Origin of the sequence: Streptomyces jeddahensis (assembly GCF_001642995.1) — a bacterium.
Lineage (GTDB): Bacteria > Actinomycetota > Actinomycetes > Streptomycetales > Streptomycetaceae > Streptomyces > Streptomyces jeddahensis.
The window spans coordinates 69,248-86,423 of record NZ_LOHS01000206.1; the positions used below are offsets into that span (position 1 = coordinate 69,248).

The window sequence follows — 17,176 nt, forward strand, 5'->3', positions numbered from 1 at the left end:
GCCCGGCACGGGGGCGCCTTTGCCGACGCCCTGTCGACGCTGACACCGGCTTACGGCCCGTCCGATGGCGTCTTGGTGGGGTGGCCGCCCACGGACGGCCACCCACCCACCGCGCTCAGGTCGTACGACGCCGCCGTGCCCCCGGACGGCGCTCGCTCGGCCGCGTCACCGGATCCCCCGCGTCCAGCGCCGCCGCCCGCCGCGCCGCGCCGAAGTCGGCCAGTGCCTCGGCCAGCTTGTGGACCGACGGCTCCGGAGCCATCACGTCCACCCGCAGCCCGTGCTCCTCGGCGGTCTTCGCCGTGGCCGGGCCGATGCACGCGATCACCGTCACGTTGTGCGGCTTGCCCGCGATGCCCACCAGGTTCCGCACAGTGCTCGACGACGTGAACAGCACCGCGTCGAAGCCGCCGCCCTTGATCGCCTCGCGGGTCTCGGCCGGCGGAGGCGAGGCGCGCACGGTCCGGTAGGCCGTGACGTCGTCGACCTCCCAGCCCAGCTCGATCAGGCCCGCGACCAGCGTCTCCGTGGCGATGTCGGCGCGCGGCAGGAACACCCGGTCGATCGGGTCGAAGACCGGGTCGTACGGCGGCCAGTCCTCCAGGAGACCCACGGCCGACTGCTCGCCGCTCGGCACCAGGTCCGGCTTCACGCCGAAGGCGACGAGCGCCTTCGCGGTCTGCTCGCCGACCGCCGCGACCTTGATCCCGGCGAACGCGCGCGCGTCGAGCCCGTACTCCTCGAACTTCTCCCGGACGGCCTTGACCGCGTTGACCGAGGTGAAGGCGATCCACTCGTACCGCCCGGTGACCAGGCCCTTGACCGCGCGCTCCATCTGCTGGGGCGTACGCGGCGGCTCGACCGCGATGGTCGGCACCTCGGACGGCACGGCGCCGTACGACCGCAGCTGGTCGGAGAGCGAGGCCGCCTGCTCCTTCGTGCGCGGCACGAGCACCTTCCAGCCGAACAGCGGCTTGGACTCGAACCACGAGAGCTGGTCGCGCTGCGCGGCCGCGGACCGCTCGCCGACCACGGCTATGACCGGGCGGTGACCCTCCGGCGACGGCAGCACCTTCGCCTGCTTCAGGGTCTGCGCGATACTGCCGAGCGTCGCCGACCAGGTGCGCTGCCGCGTCGTCGTACCGGCGACGGTGACCGACATCGGAGTGTCCGGCTTACGTCCGGCGGACACCAGTTCAGCCGCGGCCGCGGCCACCGAGTCGAGCGTCGTGGAGACGACGACGGTGCCGTCAGACGTGCCGACCTCGGTCCAGCAGCGGTCCGACGCGGTACGGGCGTCGACGAACCGCACGTCCGTGCCCTCCGCATCCCGCAGCGGCACACCCGCGTACGCGGGCACGCCCACGCCCGCGGCAATGCCCGGCACCACCTCGAAGGTGATGCCTTCGGAGGCGCACTTCAGCATCTCCCCCGCGGCGTACGCATCGAGCCCCGGATCGCCCGAGACGGCACGGACGACCCGCTTGCCGCCCCGCACAGCCTCCATGACAAGATTGGCCGCATCCCTCGGCTCCGGGGGTACGACGGTGGCTGACGCGTCGTCAACTACCGTCAGCTGGGGCGTGCCTGTGTCCACGACGGCCACGCCCGCGGGGGCGTGGACGCGGACCACGTCGAGCACTTCCGGCTCGGCGATCAGGACGTCCGCTCCTGCCAGCGCTTCGACGGCGCGGAGTGTCAGCAGCCCGGGATCCCCGGGTCCGGCACCGAGGAAGGTGACGTGCCCGTGCGCGGGAACGGCTGGGTGGTTCGAGGTGGTGGGGCTCAAAGTGCTCGCTCCCCCATCAGACCGGCCGCGCCCTTGGCAAGCATCTCGGTGGCGAGTTCGCGACCGAGCGCCACTGCCTGGTCGTGTGTCTCGGGCACGGGACCGGTGGTGGACAGCTGCACCAGCGTCGAGCCGTCGGTGGTCCCGACGACGCCGCGCAGGCGCATTTCCTTGACAATCTGCCCGTCGGCCAGAAGGTCGGCGAGTGCACCCACGGGTGCGCTGCAGCCGGCCTCCAGGGCGGCGAGCAGGGACCGCTCGGCGGTCACGGCGGCCCGGGTGAACGGGTCGTCGAGTTCGGCGAGCGCGGCAGCGAGCGCAGCGTTGTCCGCGGCGCACTCGACTGCCAGGGCCCCCTGGCCGGGGGCGGGCAAAACGGTGTCGACCGACAGGAAGTCGGTCACCTCATCGATCCTGCCGATGCGCTTGAGTCCGGCGGCGGCCAGCACGACGGCGTCGAGCTCCCCGCTGCGCACGTATCCGATGCGGGTGTCGACGTTGCCGCGGATCGGGACGGTCTCGATCTCCATGCCGTGCGCGCGGGCGTACGCGTTGAGCTGCGCCATGCGCCGCGGCGAACCGGTGCCGATGCGCGGGACCCCCGCAGGGGACTGTGCAGCCAGCTGCGTGAAGGTGAGCCCGTCGCGGGCGACCAGCACGTCGCGCGGGTCCTCGCGCGGCGGTACGGCCGCGAGGACGAGGTCGTCGGGCTGCGCCGTCGGCAGGTCCTTGAGGGAGTGCACGGCGAAGTCGATCTCGCCGCGCAGCAGGGCGTCGCGCAGCGCGGTGACGAACACGCCGGTGCCGCCGATCTGCGCCAGGTGCTCGCGCGAGGTGTCGCCGTACGTGGTGATCTCGACGAGCTCGACGTCCCGTCCGGTCACCCGGCGCACGTCCTGCGCCACATGCCCGGACTGGGCCATGGCGAGCTTGCTGCGCCTGGTCCCGAGTCGTAGTGCCTTCTCGGTCATGACAGCCCTCGGTTCTTGACGTTCTGGACGCTGTTGACGCTCGTGACGTCGGCGTCGTTCAGGTCGGCCCGGGAGACGGAGGCGACCGCCTCCGGGTCGAGGTCGAAGAGGGTCCGCAGCGCGTCCGCGTACCCGGCGCCGCCGGGCTCCGCCGCGAGCTGCTTGACCCGTACGGTCGGCGCGTGCAGCAGCTTGTCGACGACGCGCCGTACGGTCTGCGTGATCTCACCGCGCTGCTTGTCGTCGAGGCCGGGCAGGCGCCCTTCGAGGCGCGCGATCTCGCTCGCCACCACATCGGCGGCCATGGTGCGCAGGGCGACCACGGTCGGCGTGATGTGCGCGGCCCGCTGGGCGGCGCCGAACGCGGCCACCTCGGCGGACACGATCCCGCGGACCATGTCCACGTCGGCCGCCATCGGCGCGTCCGCCGAGGCCTCCGCGAGCGACTCGATGTCGACCAGCCTCACCCCGGCGATCCGGTGCACGGCGGCGTCGATGTCGCGGGGCATGGCGAGGTCGAGGAGGGACAGGACGGCGGGGTGTGCGGGCGCGTTGACGGCGGCGGGTCCCCGGCCCTCGGGCACCCGGCCCGTGGCGGCCGCGGCGGCGACCAGGGCGGCGATCGCATCCGCCTCCGACGCCGGGTCCGGCGCCGCGGGGCGGCTCTCGCGCCGGTCGGAGGTGGCGTTGTCGACCCAGGCGGCGTGCTGCTCCAGCGTCGCCGCGTCCATCCCGGCCACGGCCGCCTCACCCATGACCGAGAAGCCCGTGGCGCCCTGCATGGCGGACAGGTCCACCGGGCACACGTCGTCGCCGGCGCCCCCGCGGCGCGCCGCTGCCGAGCGGTCGGCACGGTCCGCCGCCACCGGCCCGCCAGCGTCCGTACGAGAGCCCGCCGGGGCGGACGTACGGCCCGATACGGCCTCCGCCACCGCGTCCGCGGTCAGGACCAGACCGGTCGCGCCGGTACAGGACACCACCACGTCGGCATGTGTCAGCTCCCGGGCCATCGCGTCGACCGGGACCGCGCGGGCGGCCACCGCCGTGCCGTCCTGCTCCGTCAGGATCTCGGCGAGGCGCTCGGCGCGCTCCAGCGTGCGGTTGACGATGACCACCTCGGCGACGCCGGCCCGCGCGAGCGTCGCAGCGGCCAGTGAGGACATCGAACCGGCGCCGATGACCAGCGCCCGCTTGCCCTGGGCCCACTCCCCGACCGGCGCCCCGACCGCGAGCTGCTCCAGGCCGAACGTGACCAGGGACTGCCCGGCCCGGTCGATGCCCGTCTCCGAGTGCGCGCGCTTGCCGACCCGCAGCGCCTGCTGGAACAGGTCGTTCATCAGCCGGCCCGCGGTGTGCAGCTCCTGCGCCCTGGCGAGGGAGTCCTTGATCTGGCCGAGGATCTGGCCCTCGCCGACCACCATGGACTCCAGGCCGCAGGCCACGGAGAACAGGTGGTGGACGGCCCGGTCCTCGTAGTGCACGTACAGGTACGGCGTGAGCTCCTCGAGCCCGACCCCGCTGTGCTGGGCGAGCAGCGTGGAGAGCTCGGCGACGCCCGCGTGGAACTTGTCCACGTCGGCGTACAGCTCGATCCGGTTGCAGGTGGCGAGCACCGCGGCCTCGGCGGCCGGTTCCGCGGCCAGCGTGTCCTGGAGCAGCTTGGCCTGCGCGTCCACGGACAGCGCGGCGCGCTCCAGCACGCTCACGGGAGCGGTGCGGTGGCTCAGCCCGACGACGAGGAGGCTCATGCCGGCATCACGACGGGTACGTCCCCGTCGGGTCCCTTCGGCGTCTCCTTGGGCACGGAGGCGGCGACAGCGTCCTCGCCGGCGGTCTCCTCGCCCGCCTTCCGCTGCTCGTGGAAGGCAAGGATCTGCAGTTCGATGGAGAGGTCCACCTTGCGTACGTCGACGCCGTCCGGCACGGAGAGGACCGTCGGCGCGAAGTTCAGGATGGAGGTGACCCCGGCGGCCACGAGCCGGTCGCAGACCTGCTGGGCGACACCCGGCGGGGTGGTGATGACGCCGATGGAGACTCCGTTGTCGGAGATGATCTTCTCCAGCTCGTCGCTGTGCTGCACGGCGATCCCGGCGACCTGGCGCCCGGCCATCGCCGGATCGGCGTCGATGAGCGCCGCAACCCGGAAACCCCTCGAGGCGAACCCGCCGTAGTTGGCGAGGGCGGCGCCGAGGTTACCGATACCGACGATGACGACCGGCCAGTCCTGGGTGAGGCCGAGCTCGCGGGAGATCTGGTAGACGAGGTACTCGACGTCGTAGCCGACGCCGCGCGTCCCGTAGGAACCGAGGTACGAGAAGTCCTTGCGGAGCTTCGCGGAGTTGACCCCCGCCGCCGCGGCGAGCTCCTCCGAGGAGACCGTGGGTACCGAGCGCTCCGACAGCGCGGTGAGTGCTCGGAGGTACAGCGGAAGCCGGGCGACGGTGGCCTCGGGAATCCCTCGGCTGCGGGTCGCCGGTCGGTGAGTTCGGCCAGTTGCCACGGTGCTCCTGCGGGTAGAGCGGGGCTGCGGGCGGTCGTACGTCCCAGGACCGCCCCGTCGGAAGCAGGCTATGTCTTTGTGAACGCGTGCACAAAGATGGTGTCCGATTTGCCCGGCCAAAGTGACCGGGGTCACGCGGCTCCGGCAGGCATTCCGGGAACCGACCGCGAAGCGCATTCGTCCCTGGCCGGAGCGTGTCGGTGTAGTGATCATGGAGTTCCGCCCGGCCGCCGGCGTCAGTCGGTAAGGGCCCGGCGGAGACGGTCTTCGGCCACACGCCAGAAGTCGTGCTGGGCGCCGTCCACCAGCACCACGGGAATCTGCTCCCAGTACTTGCGGTACAGCTCCTCGTCCTGCGTGATGTCCTTCTCTTCCCACGTGGCCCCCAGCTCACCGCAGACCCTCTCGATCACCGCACGGGCGTCGTCGCACAGGTGACAGCCCGGCTTGCCGATCAGCGTGACGAGGCGGTCCTGCGGCGCCTTCTTCTCCGTACGGCGGTCGGTGCGCCGAAAAATGGGACTCATACGCGCCATTCTCGCCCGGCCGCCGCACAAGGGAACCCAACTGCACCAGACCTCCGCAGCGCCCACCGGCCACCACGACGCGCGGACGGCACGCGGACGGGATCACTCCTTTAACTGCGCGGTCGCAGAGAGTTCACAACGCCGAATCCTCCCGACTCCGGAACCGCCGGACGAACTGGCTATGCTCGCGACATGGCCGCTCTCGGATGGCTCACCCCACGTAGGCGCTCCGCCACGGCCCGCAGCGTGCTCGCGGGCGAGGCCTCGGCGGAGGCAGCGCGCAAGACCTCCCAGGAGCTGGAGGAACTCGCCCCGGCCCCCGCGCCCGGGAAGGCGGCGGAGGAGCCGGAGTTCCCGGTCGCCGGCGACCACAAGGCCGCCGCGTTCTTCGACCTCGACAACACCGTGATGCAGGGCGCCGCGATCTTCCACTTCGGCCGGGGCCTGTACAAACGGAAGTTCTTCCAGCGTCGCGAACTGGCCAAGTTCGCCTGGCAGCAGACGTGGTTCCGGGTCGCCGGCGTCGAGGACCCCGACCACATGCAGGACGTACGCGAGTCCGCCCTGTCCATCGTCAAGGGCCACCGCGTCGCCGAGCTCATGTCGATCGGCGAGGAGATCTACGACGAGTACATGGCCGAGCGCATCTGGCCGGGCACGCGCGCGTTGGCGCAGGCCCATCTGGACGCCGGCCAGAAGGTGTGGCTGGTGACGGCCGCGCCGGTGGAGACCGCGACGATCATCGCCCGCCGCCTCGGCCTGACCGGCGCGCTCGGCACGGTCGCCGAGTCCGTCGACGGCGTGTACACCGGCAAGCTCGTCGGCGAACCGCTGCACGGCCCCGCGAAGGCCGAGGCGGTACGCGCGCTGGCGGCGGCCGAGGGCCTGGACCTCTCCCGCTGCGCGGCGTACAGCGACTCGCACAACGACATCCCGATGCTCTCGCTGGTCGGCCACCCGTACGCCATCAACCCCGACACGAAGCTGCGCAAGCACGCACGCGAGCGGGACTGGCGCCTGCGGGACTACCGCACCGGGCGCAAGGCCGCGAAGGTCGGCATCCCGGCCGCGGCGGGCGTCGGCGCCGTCGCCGGCGGCACGGCAGCCGCGATCGCCATCCACCGCCGCCGCCGCTGACGCACCAGCCGCGGCAGGCAGACGTGCCGCGGCGACTGCGGGCACCGCATCACGTCACGCACGGCCACGGCACCGCCCGTACCGCCGCAGGCACCCGCGCCTCCCACCGCCGCGCGCAACCGCACCGCCGCATCGCCGCATCGCCGCATCGCCGCATCGCCGCATCGCCGCATCGCCGCATCGCCGCGGGCAATCGTGCCGCCCGCCGCTGTGGGCAATCGTGCCGCTGGGGCGATGGGGGTACCTCCCATGCCCTTAAGGCAATGGGGGAGGGTGGGCACAGCGGCACCCCTCTGCGTAGGGCAACGCCCCTACCCCCCGGGCGACCACGACGCAGGGCAACCCTCTGCAGTGCCGAGCACCCCCACGGGCAGGGCACCGCCCGACGTGGGTTGTGCCCACCCGTTCCGCCCGCGGAACGCCTGCCCACAACAGTCGGCCACGACTCACGTACACAACACGCCCCCCTCCCGGACCGAACGCGAACTAATCCGATCAACAACCGTTCACTTCCCGGCACTTGATAGGCCGTCGATCAGTAACAGAAGCGACGGAATCGATGATTTGAGCAACTGGGTGTAGCGCTGCCTGTACGAAGCGTTATTCTCCTCAGACGCAAATCGGTACCCACGCGTCGCCACGACGAGTGAACGGTCCCGTACTGCACGTGATGGAAGCTCTGCCTCTGGGAGTCCCGTGTACCCATACGTCGGGGTTGACGCCTCGGGCCTGGCTACGCTGCGCACAGCGGTCGTCGACCACTTGCGCGGCTTCGTCCCCACCGCGTATCCCGCCCCCGCTCTCGCCGCGCCGCGCATCGCCAGCGGCCCCGCGGGCCCCTGCTATGCCCTCACGGACGGCATCGACAAGGGTTCGGCGCGGCGCTCCGTCCTCGAGGGGCGGCGATCGGGCGACGGACGGGAGACCCCCAGAGGGGGTCGCGCGGGGACAGCCACGCCCACCGCACGGCGCCCCGCGGCGGACAGCGACAGCGCCCGGATGATGGACCTGGTGGAGCGGGCCCAGGCCGGCGAGGCCGAGGCGTTCGGCCGGCTCTACGACCAGTACAGCGACACCGTGTACCGGTACATCTACTACCGCGTGGGCGGCAAGGCGACCGCCGAGGACCTCACGAGCGAGACCTTTCTGCGCGCCCTGCGCCGTATCGGCACGTTCACCTGGCAGGGCCGCGACTTCGGCGCCTGGCTGGTCACGATCGCCCGCAACCTGGTCGCCGACCACTTCAAGTCGAGCCGTTTCCGCCTCGAAGTGACCACAGGCGAAATGCTCGACGCCAACGAGGTCGAGCGCAGCCCCGAGGACTCCGTCCTGGAGTCCCTGTCGAACGCCGCGCTCCTCGACGCCGTACGCCGCCTCAACCCCCAGCAGCAGGAGTGCGTGACCCTGCGCTTCCTCCAGGGCCTCTCGGTCGCCGAGACCGCCCGTGTGATGGACAAGAACGAAGGCGCGATCAAGACCCTCCAGTACCGGGCCGTGCGCACCCTGGCCCGTCTCCTCCCGGACGACGCCCGCTGAGCGCACACAGACCCGAACAGCACACTGAGCGACCTCCAACTCACGTTCGGTGAAAGCTCGTTGGCTTCAGAGCCCGCTCATGCTCCGTCCGTAACCCAAGTGCCGAGCCGCTCGTTGTGCGGGATACAGGCTCCCTGTGGTCGCACCATGACCGTCACCGATCACTCGATCGTGTGGATGTGCTCAAGGTGTGCAACCCTCAGGACCCCCTGGGGAGTCGACCGTCATGACGAGAGGAGGTGCCGCCAGTGATCGCGAATGTATCGGCACACCGGCGGGCGAACGCCTTCGCCCAGGCCCTGGAGGATCATTCCGACGGGGGCACGGCGGCCGAGCAGCCCGGCGATTCGTCCGAACAGGCCGAGAAACAGAGGATGGTGGCCCTGGCGACCGGTCTCGGCAGGCTGCCGAAGCCGGAGCTGGACGCCGGAGTCAAGGTCGTCCACCGGGCGCGGCTCGTGGCAGCCATGGAAGCCATGCTGCTCGAAGGCACGGAGGCGGGGGGCGAGGGCGCAGGTCGCCCGGTGCCCGAACAGCGGTCCCGCCGGGGCGCGCACCGAGCGAGTCCGCTGCGCAAGCTGCGGTCGCGCTCGCGCCTCTCCAAGAGCATCGCCGCCGGCGGGCTGACCGTCGGCGTGGCAGCCGGGGCCTTCGGCGGCGTCGCCGCCGCCAGCTCCGACGCCCTGCCCGGCGATTCGCTGTACGGACTCAAGCGCGGCATGGAGGATCTCAAGCTCGGCATGGCCGACAGCGACTCCGACCGCGGCCGGATCTACCTGGACCAGGCGGCGACCCGGCTGAACGAGGCCCGCCGGCTCATGGAGCGGGGCCGCTCCGGCGACCTCGACCACGAATCGGTGTCCGCGGTCAGGCGCGCACTCTCCGGCGTGCAGCACGACGCCAGCGAGGGCCACCGCCTGCTCCATTCGGCATACGAGCGGGAGGGCTCGCTCGGCCCGATCCAGGCGCTGTCGTCGTTCTCCCAGTCGCACCGGGACACCTGGACGACCCTGCGCGGCAGCCTGCCCGTCCAGCTCGGCGATGTGAGCCGCGAGGTCAGCTCGGTCTTCGACGCCATAGACCAAGACGTCGCACCGCTGCAGTCGCTGCTGCCGGGATCCCCCTCCTCGGGGACCGGCACCGGCCAGCCAGGCGCCGGGCAGGACTCCACCGGCACGTCCGGTACCGACAGCCCGTCGCCCACATCGTCCGGCTCGTCGGCGGGCAGCACGGACGGCGAGGGCACGCCCGAGCCGTCCACCTCCGGCGCCAGCGAGGATGAGGGCCTGCTCGGCGGCAACACGGGCGGCCTCTTCGACCCGCCCGTCGAGACCAGCCCGAGCCCGTCCGGCGAGGACAGCACAGCGCCGGAGGCGGACATCACGCTCCCGCCGCTGCTGCCGTTCCTGCCCGGCCTGGGCATCGACAGCGACGACACTCAGTAATCCGTCCGGTCCTCCGCTTACGTCGATGGGGCGCCCTCCGCTCGGGGGGCGCCCCATCGGCGTAATCAGAAGAAAACCGACCGCCGCTGCACCAACAGCTTGTACAGCGTGTGCTGGATCTGTTCGCGTACCTGGTCCGTCAGGTTGAACATCAGCATCGGGTCCTCGGCCGCCTCCGGCGGATAGCCGTCCGTCGGGATCGGCTCACCGAACTGGATCGTCCACTTCGTGGGCAGGGGCACCGCACCCAGCGGGCCGAGCCACGGGAACGTCGGCGTGATCGGAAAGTACGGGAACCCCAGCAGCCGCGCGAGGGTCTTCGCGTTGCCGATCATCGGGTAGATCTCCTCGGCCCCGACGATCGAGCACGGCACGATCGGCGTCCCGGTCCGCAGCGCGGTCGAGACGAAGCCGCCGCGCCCGAAGCGCTGCAGCTTGTAGCGCTCGCTGAACGGCTTTCCGATGCCCTTGAAGCCCTCCGGCATCACCCCGACCAGCTCACCGCCCTGCAGCAGCCGCTCCGCGTCCTCCGCGCACGCCAGGGTGTGCCCGGCCTTGCGCGCCAGCTCGTTCACGACCGGCAGCACGAACACCAGATCCGCAGCGAGCAGCCGCAGATGCCGGCCCGTCGGATGGTTGTCGTGTACGGCGACCTGCATCATCAGGCCGTCCAGCGGCAGCGTCCCCGAGTGGTTGGCGACGATCAGCGCCCCGCCGTCCGACGGGACGTTCTCGATGCCCTTCACCTCGACCCGGAAGTACTTCTCGTACAGGGGCCTCAGCAGCGACATCAGGACCTGGTCGGTGAGCTCCTTGTCGTACCCGAAGTCGTCGATCTCGTAGTCGCCGGTCAGCCGTCGCCGCAGGAAGGCCAGGCCGCCCGCGACCCGCCGGTCCCAGCCTGCTGCCGGTGCCTCGCGGCGGGGCACCGGCGGTTCCTTCGGCTCACGGGTCATCTGTGCACCGCCCTGCTCCTGTTCCTGCGCTCCCGGCAGGACCTGGACCTCGCGGGTGCCCACGGGCTCCGGCTTGCGCCGGACCGGGGGCCGGCGGCGCGGCGGGCGCAGCGCACCCCCGCGCGAGCGATCGTCGTCGAACGGAATGACCTTGGCGTCCGCCATCGTTGATGCGCTCCTCATGTGGCGCTCTGCGTCGGGGGGTGGCTGCTGCCCAGGACGGGCGGCAGCGCGGCGATCCGGTCGACGGCCCCCGCAAGGGCCTCCGGCGGCAGCAGTCCCGGTCCGCGGCTGCGTACGAAGTCCGCGAACGTTTCCGCAGTCGTGTACTTCGCCCGGAACCCCAGTGTCTCGCGCATCTGATGGGTCGACACGACCCGGCCGTGCGTGAGCAGCCTGAGCTGCTCGGGCGAGAAGTCCGTCATGCCCAGCGTGCGCAGCGCCGTGCCGACCCAGCTGACGGCGGGCAGCAGGACGGGCACGGTCGGGCGCCCCAGGCGGCGCGCACACTGCGAGAGCAGCAGCACGCCGTCACCGGCGATGTTGAACGTGCCGCTGTTGAGTGTGCCGCGCGCCGGCTCGTGCGAGGCGATCCGCAGCACGTCGATCACGTCATCCTCGTGCACGAACTGCAGCCGGGGGTCGTAACCGAACACGGTCGGCAGCACGGGCAGCGAGAAGTAGTCGGCGAGCGGCGAGTCGGCGGTCGGGCCGAGGATGTTGGCGAACCGCAGCACGCACACGGCCACGTCGGGCCGGCGCCGCGCGAAACCGCGCACATACCCCTCGACCTCGACGGTGTCCTTGGCGAAGCCACCGCTGGGCAGCGACTTGGGCGGCGTCGTCTCGGTGAAGACGGCGGGATCACGCGGCGCCGACCCGTACACGTTCGTACTGGACTTCACGACCAGGCGCTTGACGCTGGGCGACTTCTGGCAGGCACCGAGCAGCTGCATGGTGCCGATGACGTTGGTCTCCTTGACCGAGGTCCGGCTGCCGCCGCCCAGCGGATAGCCCGTGACGTCCAGGTGGACGACGGTGTCGACGGCGTGCTCGGCGAGCACGCGGGCGATCGCCGGCTGCCGGATGTCGGCGCGCACGAAGTCGGCGCCCCCCAGTTGGTGCTCGGGCGGCACGGCGTCCACGGCGACCACCCGCTCCACTTCGGGATCGCGCTGGATGCGTCGTACGAACCGGCCCCCCAGCTGCCGGGCCACCCCGGTGACGAGCACGACCTTGCCCAAGATCAGCGCCTACCTTCCCAGCCCATGTCGCGCCCTGTCTGCCGCTCCTGCGCGCCACGTTAGCGGCTGGATGTTGCGCTGTGATGACCACTCGATGCAGGAAGTGACGACAGCCACAGAGTACGTACAGACGATGTGCACAGCTTGCACAGACCCCGCACGGAGCAGACCTACGTACGGATCCGCGCGGGGATCGAGCTCTTCGGGCCCCAGCGTACGACCACGCATACGACAGGGGAAAAGACCTGCGCCCTGCATGCCCTGAAAAGGCGACTGATTTCCGGTGAACGGGCTGTGGCCCTCCCACCGTGCGGTGGAAGGGCCACAGAGCGCGCTTGGTGCAGCGGTCGCCTTACTTCTTGTTGCGACGCTGAACGCGGGTGCGCTTGAGCAGCTTGCGGTGCTTCTTCTTGGCCATCCGCTTACGCCGCTTCTTGATAACAGAGCCCACGACTACCCTCGCTCACTTCTCGGACAACCCCCGCGGGGGCGGGGACAATCACTCGGTGCGGGGCTGACTTGGGCCCACACGACCTACGAGGGGCTAGCCTACCCCGCCCGAGCTCCGCATCTGTAATCGAGGGTCCCGAAGGACGCCGTCAGGCCGATTCCACCCCCACATACGACTCGCGAAGGTACTCGTGAACCGCTTGCTCCGGGACTCGGAAGGACCTCCCCACCCGGATCGCGGGCAGATGACCGCTGTGCACCAGCCGGTACACGGTCATCTTGGACACTCGCATCACCGAGGCGACTTCCGCCACGGTCAGGAACTGAACCTCGTTCAGAGGCCTTTCGCCAGCAGCAGCCATGACACACCTGAACCTTCCACACATGACGGGCACCGGCTTCCCCTCCGGTGACTCCTCGTCGCTGTGCGCTCACTCCCCAGACTAGGGGCGGGTGATGCGAGTGGGGAAGAGGAGCAGCCATCGGCTGCTTACTGTGACAGACACGCTCGATTGAGTACATAGCGAGTAAGCGGTCGGTAGTAATCAGACCGCACAGCGTCATCAAGCGGAACGACGACGGACACCCGCCCCTCGGCCTCCCCCACGAACAGCGCCGGATCGTCCGTGTCGGCGAGGCCGATGGTGTCAATACCGAGCTGACCTGCCCCGCAGGCCCATCCATGGTCTCCGACAACGAGCGTCGGCAGGGGCCCGCCGGCCTCGGCGGCTGCGGCCAGCGCGGTACGAACCGGGAGCGGCGAGTGGGTGTGTGCGCCGGTGTCACAACCGGCGCCCTGGGCGCCCGCTTCCCGCACCAACGCGACTCCTCGTACGTAGTCGAGGTTGTACGTGCGTAGACCGAACCGGGTCGTTATGTCGACACGACGACCCTGCGCCGGGGTGAGAACGGGGCAGCCGACCGCTGACAGCGCACCGGCCAAAGCGGCGTAGAAGCCGAGGAGCCGATGCGGATGACCCGTCCCGAGGAGGACCGGTTCGCACCGCCGCGCCGCCTGACCCAGCCGCTCCGCGAAGGCGTCGAGCCCCGCCAGAGTCCGCTCGGGGTCGATCACGTCGTGCCCCGTCGTGTGCTGGGGATCGGCCGACACACCGCACTTGTGGGCCATGAGCGCGATCACGTCCCGCGGGCCCCAGGTCGACTCGGGATCGAGTCCGAGCAGCACCCGCGGATCCCGGGCCGCGAAGAGCCGGTAGCTCCGCAGGCTCTCCTCACGCGAGGTGGCCACGGGCCCGGCCAGTCTGGCCGCCAGGAGATGCGCACGCAACGCTCCGGTGCTCAACACGCCCCGATGCTGGCGCACCGGCGCCTGGCGAACCCCGGAAACCGGGAAACTCCGCACAGTTGGCGTAACGCCACTTGTCCGAGGCCGGTGAGCTGTTCTTTCCGCGCTACGGCAGGAGGCCGCGCAGCGGGAACACGGCGCGGCGCGTGGCGAGGACCGCCTGGTCCAGGCGGTCGGCCGGGTCGTACCCGTCCTCCCATCCCTTCCAGGAGGCGGGCCACCGCCCGTCCGTCATACGCACCGGCGCCAACTGCCGCGTCCGCGCATAGACTTCCTGCCGCCACTCCTCGGGGACCAGGGTCTCCGGCTCGATGGGCCGTCCCGCCGCGATCGCCACCAGATGCGTCCACGAGCGGGGCACCACGTCAACCACCGCGTAGCCGCCGCCGCCGAGCGCGACCCACCGGCCGTCGGCGTACTCATGGGCCAGGTCATGGCACGCCACCTGTACCGCCCGCTGTGCGTCCAGCGACACCGCGAGATGCGCCAGCGGGTCCTCGAAGTGCGTGTCCGCGCCGTGCTGGGTCACCAGCACCTGCGGCCGGAAGTCGGCGAGCAGCTCCGGTACGACGGAGTGGAACGCCCGCAGCCAGGCCGCGTCCCCGGTTCCGGGCGGCAGCGCCACATTGGCCGCCGAACCCTCCGCCGAGTCCGGGCCCGTCTCCTCCGGCCACCCCGTCCCCGGAAACAGCGTCCGCGGGTGTTCGTGCAGCGAGACCGTGAGAACCCGGGGGTCCTCCCAGAACGCCGCCTGGACGCCATCGCCGTGGTGCACGTCCACGTCCACGTACGCGACCCGTTCCGCGCCCAGCTCGAGCAGGCGCGCGATGGCCAGCGACGCGTCGTTGTAGATACAGAATCCCGCGGCGCCGCCGGGCATGGCATGGTGCAGCCCGCCCGCGAAGTTCACCGCGTGCAGCGCGTCGCCGCCCCACACCGCCTCGGCCGCGCCCACCGACTGCCCGGCGATCAGCGCCGACACCTCGTGCATGCCGGCGAACGCCGGGTCGTCCATCGTTCCGAGCCCGTACGTGCCGTCCGCGGACGCCGGATCGGCGGAGGCCGCCTTGACCGCCAGGATGTAGTCCTCGCGGTGGACCAGTCGCAGCGTGGAGCCCCCCGCCCGCTTGGCCGCCACCACGTCCATCGCGCTGTCCAGCCCGAACGCGGCGACAAGCCGCCTGGTCAGCGCCAGTCGGACCGGATCCATGGGGTGATCCGGACCGAAGTCATAGCCCGTTACTGCTTCGTCCCACATCAGCTGTGCGCGGCCGCTCATGACCGTCACCGTATCGGTGTGGTCCAGCGGTGAACGACTTGGCATACAGCAGCGTCACAAGCACGAGCACCATGGGGACGAGCATCGCCCCCCGGTAGCTCCACGCGTCGCCGAGGGCGCCCACGAGCGGGGAGCCGACGAGGAAGCCCACGTAGTTGAAGACGTTGAGGCGCGCGATCGCCGCGTCGGAGGCCCCGGGGCCGTGATGTTCGAAAGCGTGCCGCCCCGCTGCCGCGAAGGTCTGCGGCACGATCACGCACAGCCCGAGCCCGAGCAGCGTGAAGCCGAGCATGCCGACCCACGCCCCGGGCGCGGCAGCCACGACCGCGAATCCGGCCGCGCCCACCAGCGCCCCACCGCGCACGACGGCGGCGGCACCGAAGCGCCGCACCCCGAGATCCCCCAGCGACCGCCCGATCAGCGTGGTCACCATGTAGACGTTGTACGGAACGGTCGCCAGCTGCTCCGAACTGCCGAGCACGTCCTGCAGATACTTCGCGCTCCAGTTGGAGACGGTCGAGTCCCCGATGTACGCGAAGGTCATCACCAGGCAGAAGGGCAGCAGCAGGCGGAAACCGACAGTGCTTCGTTCCACGGTGCTTCGTTCCGCGCTGGGTCCGGGCCCCGTGTCCTGGGAGGCGTCCGCATCGACGTACCACCGGCTGCCGACGAACACCGCCGGCAGCAGCACCACGACCACCGGCAGATACGAGATGAAGAGCGAGAGCTCCCAGTGCGCCCCCGCCCAGGCGAGCGACGCTCCGGCGATCCCGCCGAGGCTGTACGCGGCGTGGAAGCCGAGCATGATGCTGCGCCCGTAGGCCTGCTGCAGGCTGACGCCCAGCATGTTCATGGTGGCGTCGAGGGCCCCGACGGCGAGTCCGAACACCGCAAGCGACAGGGCCAGTTCCCATACGCCGTCGCCCGCGCCGACGCCGAGCAGCGCAAGCAGTACGACCGGCTGCGACCAGCGCAGGACGCTGCTCGGCCGCACCCGCCGCACCAGCTGCTCGGTGGTCACACTGCCGACACCGGCGAGGATCGGCACGGCGGCCAGGAAGGCGGGGAGCAGCCCGTCGGATATCCCGTAACGGTCCTGGATCGCGGGAATGCGCGTCACGAGAAGGGCGAACGCGACGCCCTGCGCAAGGAAGCTGAAGGCCAAAGAGGCCCTACCGCGCCGCAGCACTTCTGTCATGGCGGGAGCGTAGGGCTCCGGGGTACCCGTGGGTAGCGGATCAGAAGATGAATCTTGCTCAGCTCTTGAGGAGGTCAAGCAACCCGGCCATGTCCGGGAAGAGTTGTGTGGCACCGGAGAGCCGATGGGCGGGCGTCATGGCGGTGTAGCCGTACACGTCCATGCCGGCCGTCAGAGCCGCCTGGACGCCGAGTGGGCTGTCCTCGACGACGACACAGCGCTCAGGGGCTGTCCTCATGGAGACGGCGGCATGAAGGAAGAGGTCGGGTGCGGGCTTGCCCTGTCCGACGTCCTCGGCGCTGAAGAGCCGCGTCTCGTCGATCCAGCGGTCAAGTCCGGTCGTGCGGTGGGAGAACCGGATCCTTGCATGCCGCCCGGAGGAAGCGACGCAGTAGGGCACACCGTCGGCCTGGAGCCGTTCGAGTACGTCGACGACGCCGGCCACGGGCAGAAGGTCCCGCTCGAAGGCGGCGAGGGTCCGTGCCAGGACCTCCTGGTCGAACTCAGGGGGCAGTTCCTTGCCGTAGCGCTCACGGATGGTGTCGTGGACGCGGTGGATGGAGCCGCCCATGTAGTCGCGTATGGAGTCCTCGTAGGTGGTGGGGTGCCCCAGCTCGGTGAGATAGGCGGCAAGGACGGTGTTGGACAGTCGCTCGCTGTCGACGAGGACGCCGTCGTTGTCAAAGATGACCAGGTCGTATCTCATGCCTCGACCCTAGACGCAGAAAGTCTGCGAAAATGCAGAAAACCCCCGCACCGAATGGTGCGGGGGTTTTCTCAAGAATTGTTCGGCGGCGTCCTACTCTCCCACAGGGTCCCCCCTGCAGTACCATCGGCG

The 17,176-nt window shown here is 70.7% G+C and carries 16 protein-coding genes; 3 read left to right on the forward strand and 13 right to left on the reverse strand.

Going from position 1 to position 17,176, the window contains the following annotated elements; all coding sequences use genetic code 11:
- Positions 1–115: 115 nt before the first annotated feature.
- The 5 genes from STSP_RS36320 to STSP_RS36340 form a co-directional block, all read right to left on the reverse strand.
- Positions 116–1,789, reverse strand: a complete 1,674-nt coding sequence (locus STSP_RS36320) for a bifunctional uroporphyrinogen-III C-methyltransferase/uroporphyrinogen-III synthase (RefSeq protein WP_067285559.1) — start codon at positions 1,787–1,789, stop codon at positions 116–118.
- Entirely contained in the window at positions 1,786–2,760 is a 975-nt protein-coding gene (hemC, locus tag STSP_RS36325; RefSeq protein ID WP_067285561.1) for a hydroxymethylbilane synthase, read from the reverse strand. Before hemC ends, STSP_RS36320 begins: the two co-directional genes overlap by 4 nt.
- Positions 2,757–4,508, reverse strand: coding sequence for a glutamyl-tRNA reductase (locus STSP_RS36330; protein WP_067285562.1), 1,752 nt, complete (start codon positions 4,506–4,508; stop codon positions 2,757–2,759). Before STSP_RS36330 ends, hemC begins: the two co-directional genes overlap by 4 nt.
- On the reverse strand, positions 4,505–5,260 hold the full coding sequence (locus STSP_RS36335; protein ID WP_067285566.1) for a redox-sensing transcriptional repressor Rex: 756 nt from the start codon (positions 5,258–5,260) through the stop codon (positions 4,505–4,507). The genes STSP_RS36330 and STSP_RS36335 overlap by 4 nt, the downstream gene beginning before the upstream one ends.
- A gap of 236 nt (positions 5,261–5,496) precedes the next feature.
- Positions 5,497–5,796 (reverse strand): glutaredoxin family protein, encoded by a 300-nt coding sequence (locus STSP_RS36340; protein WP_078067798.1) that lies wholly within the window; start codon positions 5,794–5,796, stop codon positions 5,497–5,499.
- Between the two features lie 183 nt (positions 5,797–5,979).
- On the opposite strand from STSP_RS36340, the gene STSP_RS36345 reads away from it, so the two are divergent.
- The 3 genes from STSP_RS36345 to STSP_RS36355 all read left to right on the forward strand — a co-directional run bounded on the left by STSP_RS36345 (position 5,980) and on the right by STSP_RS36355 (position 9,905).
- Complete coding sequence (locus STSP_RS36345) at positions 5,980–6,924, forward strand: HAD family hydrolase (protein WP_067285570.1); 945 nt, start codon at positions 5,980–5,982, stop codon at positions 6,922–6,924.
- Between the two features lie 696 nt (positions 6,925–7,620).
- A complete protein-coding gene (locus STSP_RS36350) occupies positions 7,621–8,460 on the forward strand; it encodes an ECF subfamily RNA polymerase sigma factor, BldN family (protein WP_067285572.1) in 840 nt (279 codons plus the stop codon).
- A 248-nt stretch (positions 8,461–8,708) separates the two neighbouring features.
- Positions 8,709–9,905, forward strand: a complete 1,197-nt coding sequence (locus tag STSP_RS36355; protein WP_067285573.1) for a DUF5667 domain-containing protein — start codon at positions 8,709–8,711, stop codon at positions 9,903–9,905.
- Between the two features lie 65 nt (positions 9,906–9,970).
- On the opposite strand, the gene STSP_RS36360 is transcribed toward STSP_RS36355, so the two are convergent.
- The 8 genes from STSP_RS36360 to STSP_RS36390 all read right to left on the reverse strand — a co-directional run bounded on the left by STSP_RS36360 (position 9,971) and on the right by STSP_RS36390 (position 17,044).
- Positions 9,971–11,026, reverse strand: a complete 1,056-nt coding sequence (locus STSP_RS36360; RefSeq protein WP_067285575.1) for a lysophospholipid acyltransferase family protein — start codon at positions 11,024–11,026, stop codon at positions 9,971–9,973.
- Between the two features lie 14 nt (positions 11,027–11,040).
- Complete coding sequence (locus STSP_RS36365) at positions 11,041–12,105, reverse strand: NAD-dependent epimerase/dehydratase family protein (protein ID WP_067285577.1); 1,065 nt, start codon at positions 12,103–12,105, stop codon at positions 11,041–11,043.
- 352 nt (positions 12,106–12,457) lie between these two features.
- Entirely contained in the window at positions 12,458–12,556 is a 99-nt protein-coding gene (locus STSP_RS38030) for a 30S ribosomal protein bS22 (protein WP_003948845.1), read from the reverse strand.
- 148 nt (positions 12,557–12,704) lie between these two features.
- On the reverse strand, positions 12,705–12,917 hold the full coding sequence (locus STSP_RS36370; protein WP_067285578.1) for a helix-turn-helix domain-containing protein: 213 nt from the start codon (positions 12,915–12,917) through the stop codon (positions 12,705–12,707).
- A 128-nt stretch (positions 12,918–13,045) separates the two neighbouring features.
- The gene (locus tag STSP_RS36375) at positions 13,046–13,861 is read right to left on the reverse strand and encodes a phosphatase (RefSeq protein ID WP_067285602.1); all 816 of its coding nucleotides are present in this window, start codon (positions 13,859–13,861) and stop codon (positions 13,046–13,048) included.
- Between the two features lie 106 nt (positions 13,862–13,967).
- Complete coding sequence (locus STSP_RS36380) at positions 13,968–15,140, reverse strand: acetoin utilization protein AcuC (RefSeq protein WP_067285580.1); 1,173 nt, start codon at positions 15,138–15,140, stop codon at positions 13,968–13,970.
- Positions 15,091–16,338, reverse strand: coding sequence for an MFS transporter (locus STSP_RS36385; protein ID WP_078067800.1), 1,248 nt, complete (start codon positions 16,336–16,338; stop codon positions 15,091–15,093). Before STSP_RS36385 ends, STSP_RS36380 begins: the two co-directional genes overlap by 50 nt.
- Before the next feature lie 58 nt (positions 16,339–16,396).
- The gene (locus STSP_RS36390) at positions 16,397–17,044 is read right to left on the reverse strand and encodes an HAD family hydrolase (RefSeq protein WP_067285583.1); all 648 of its coding nucleotides are present in this window, start codon (positions 17,042–17,044) and stop codon (positions 16,397–16,399) included.
- Positions 17,045–17,176: the final 132 nt, after the last annotated feature.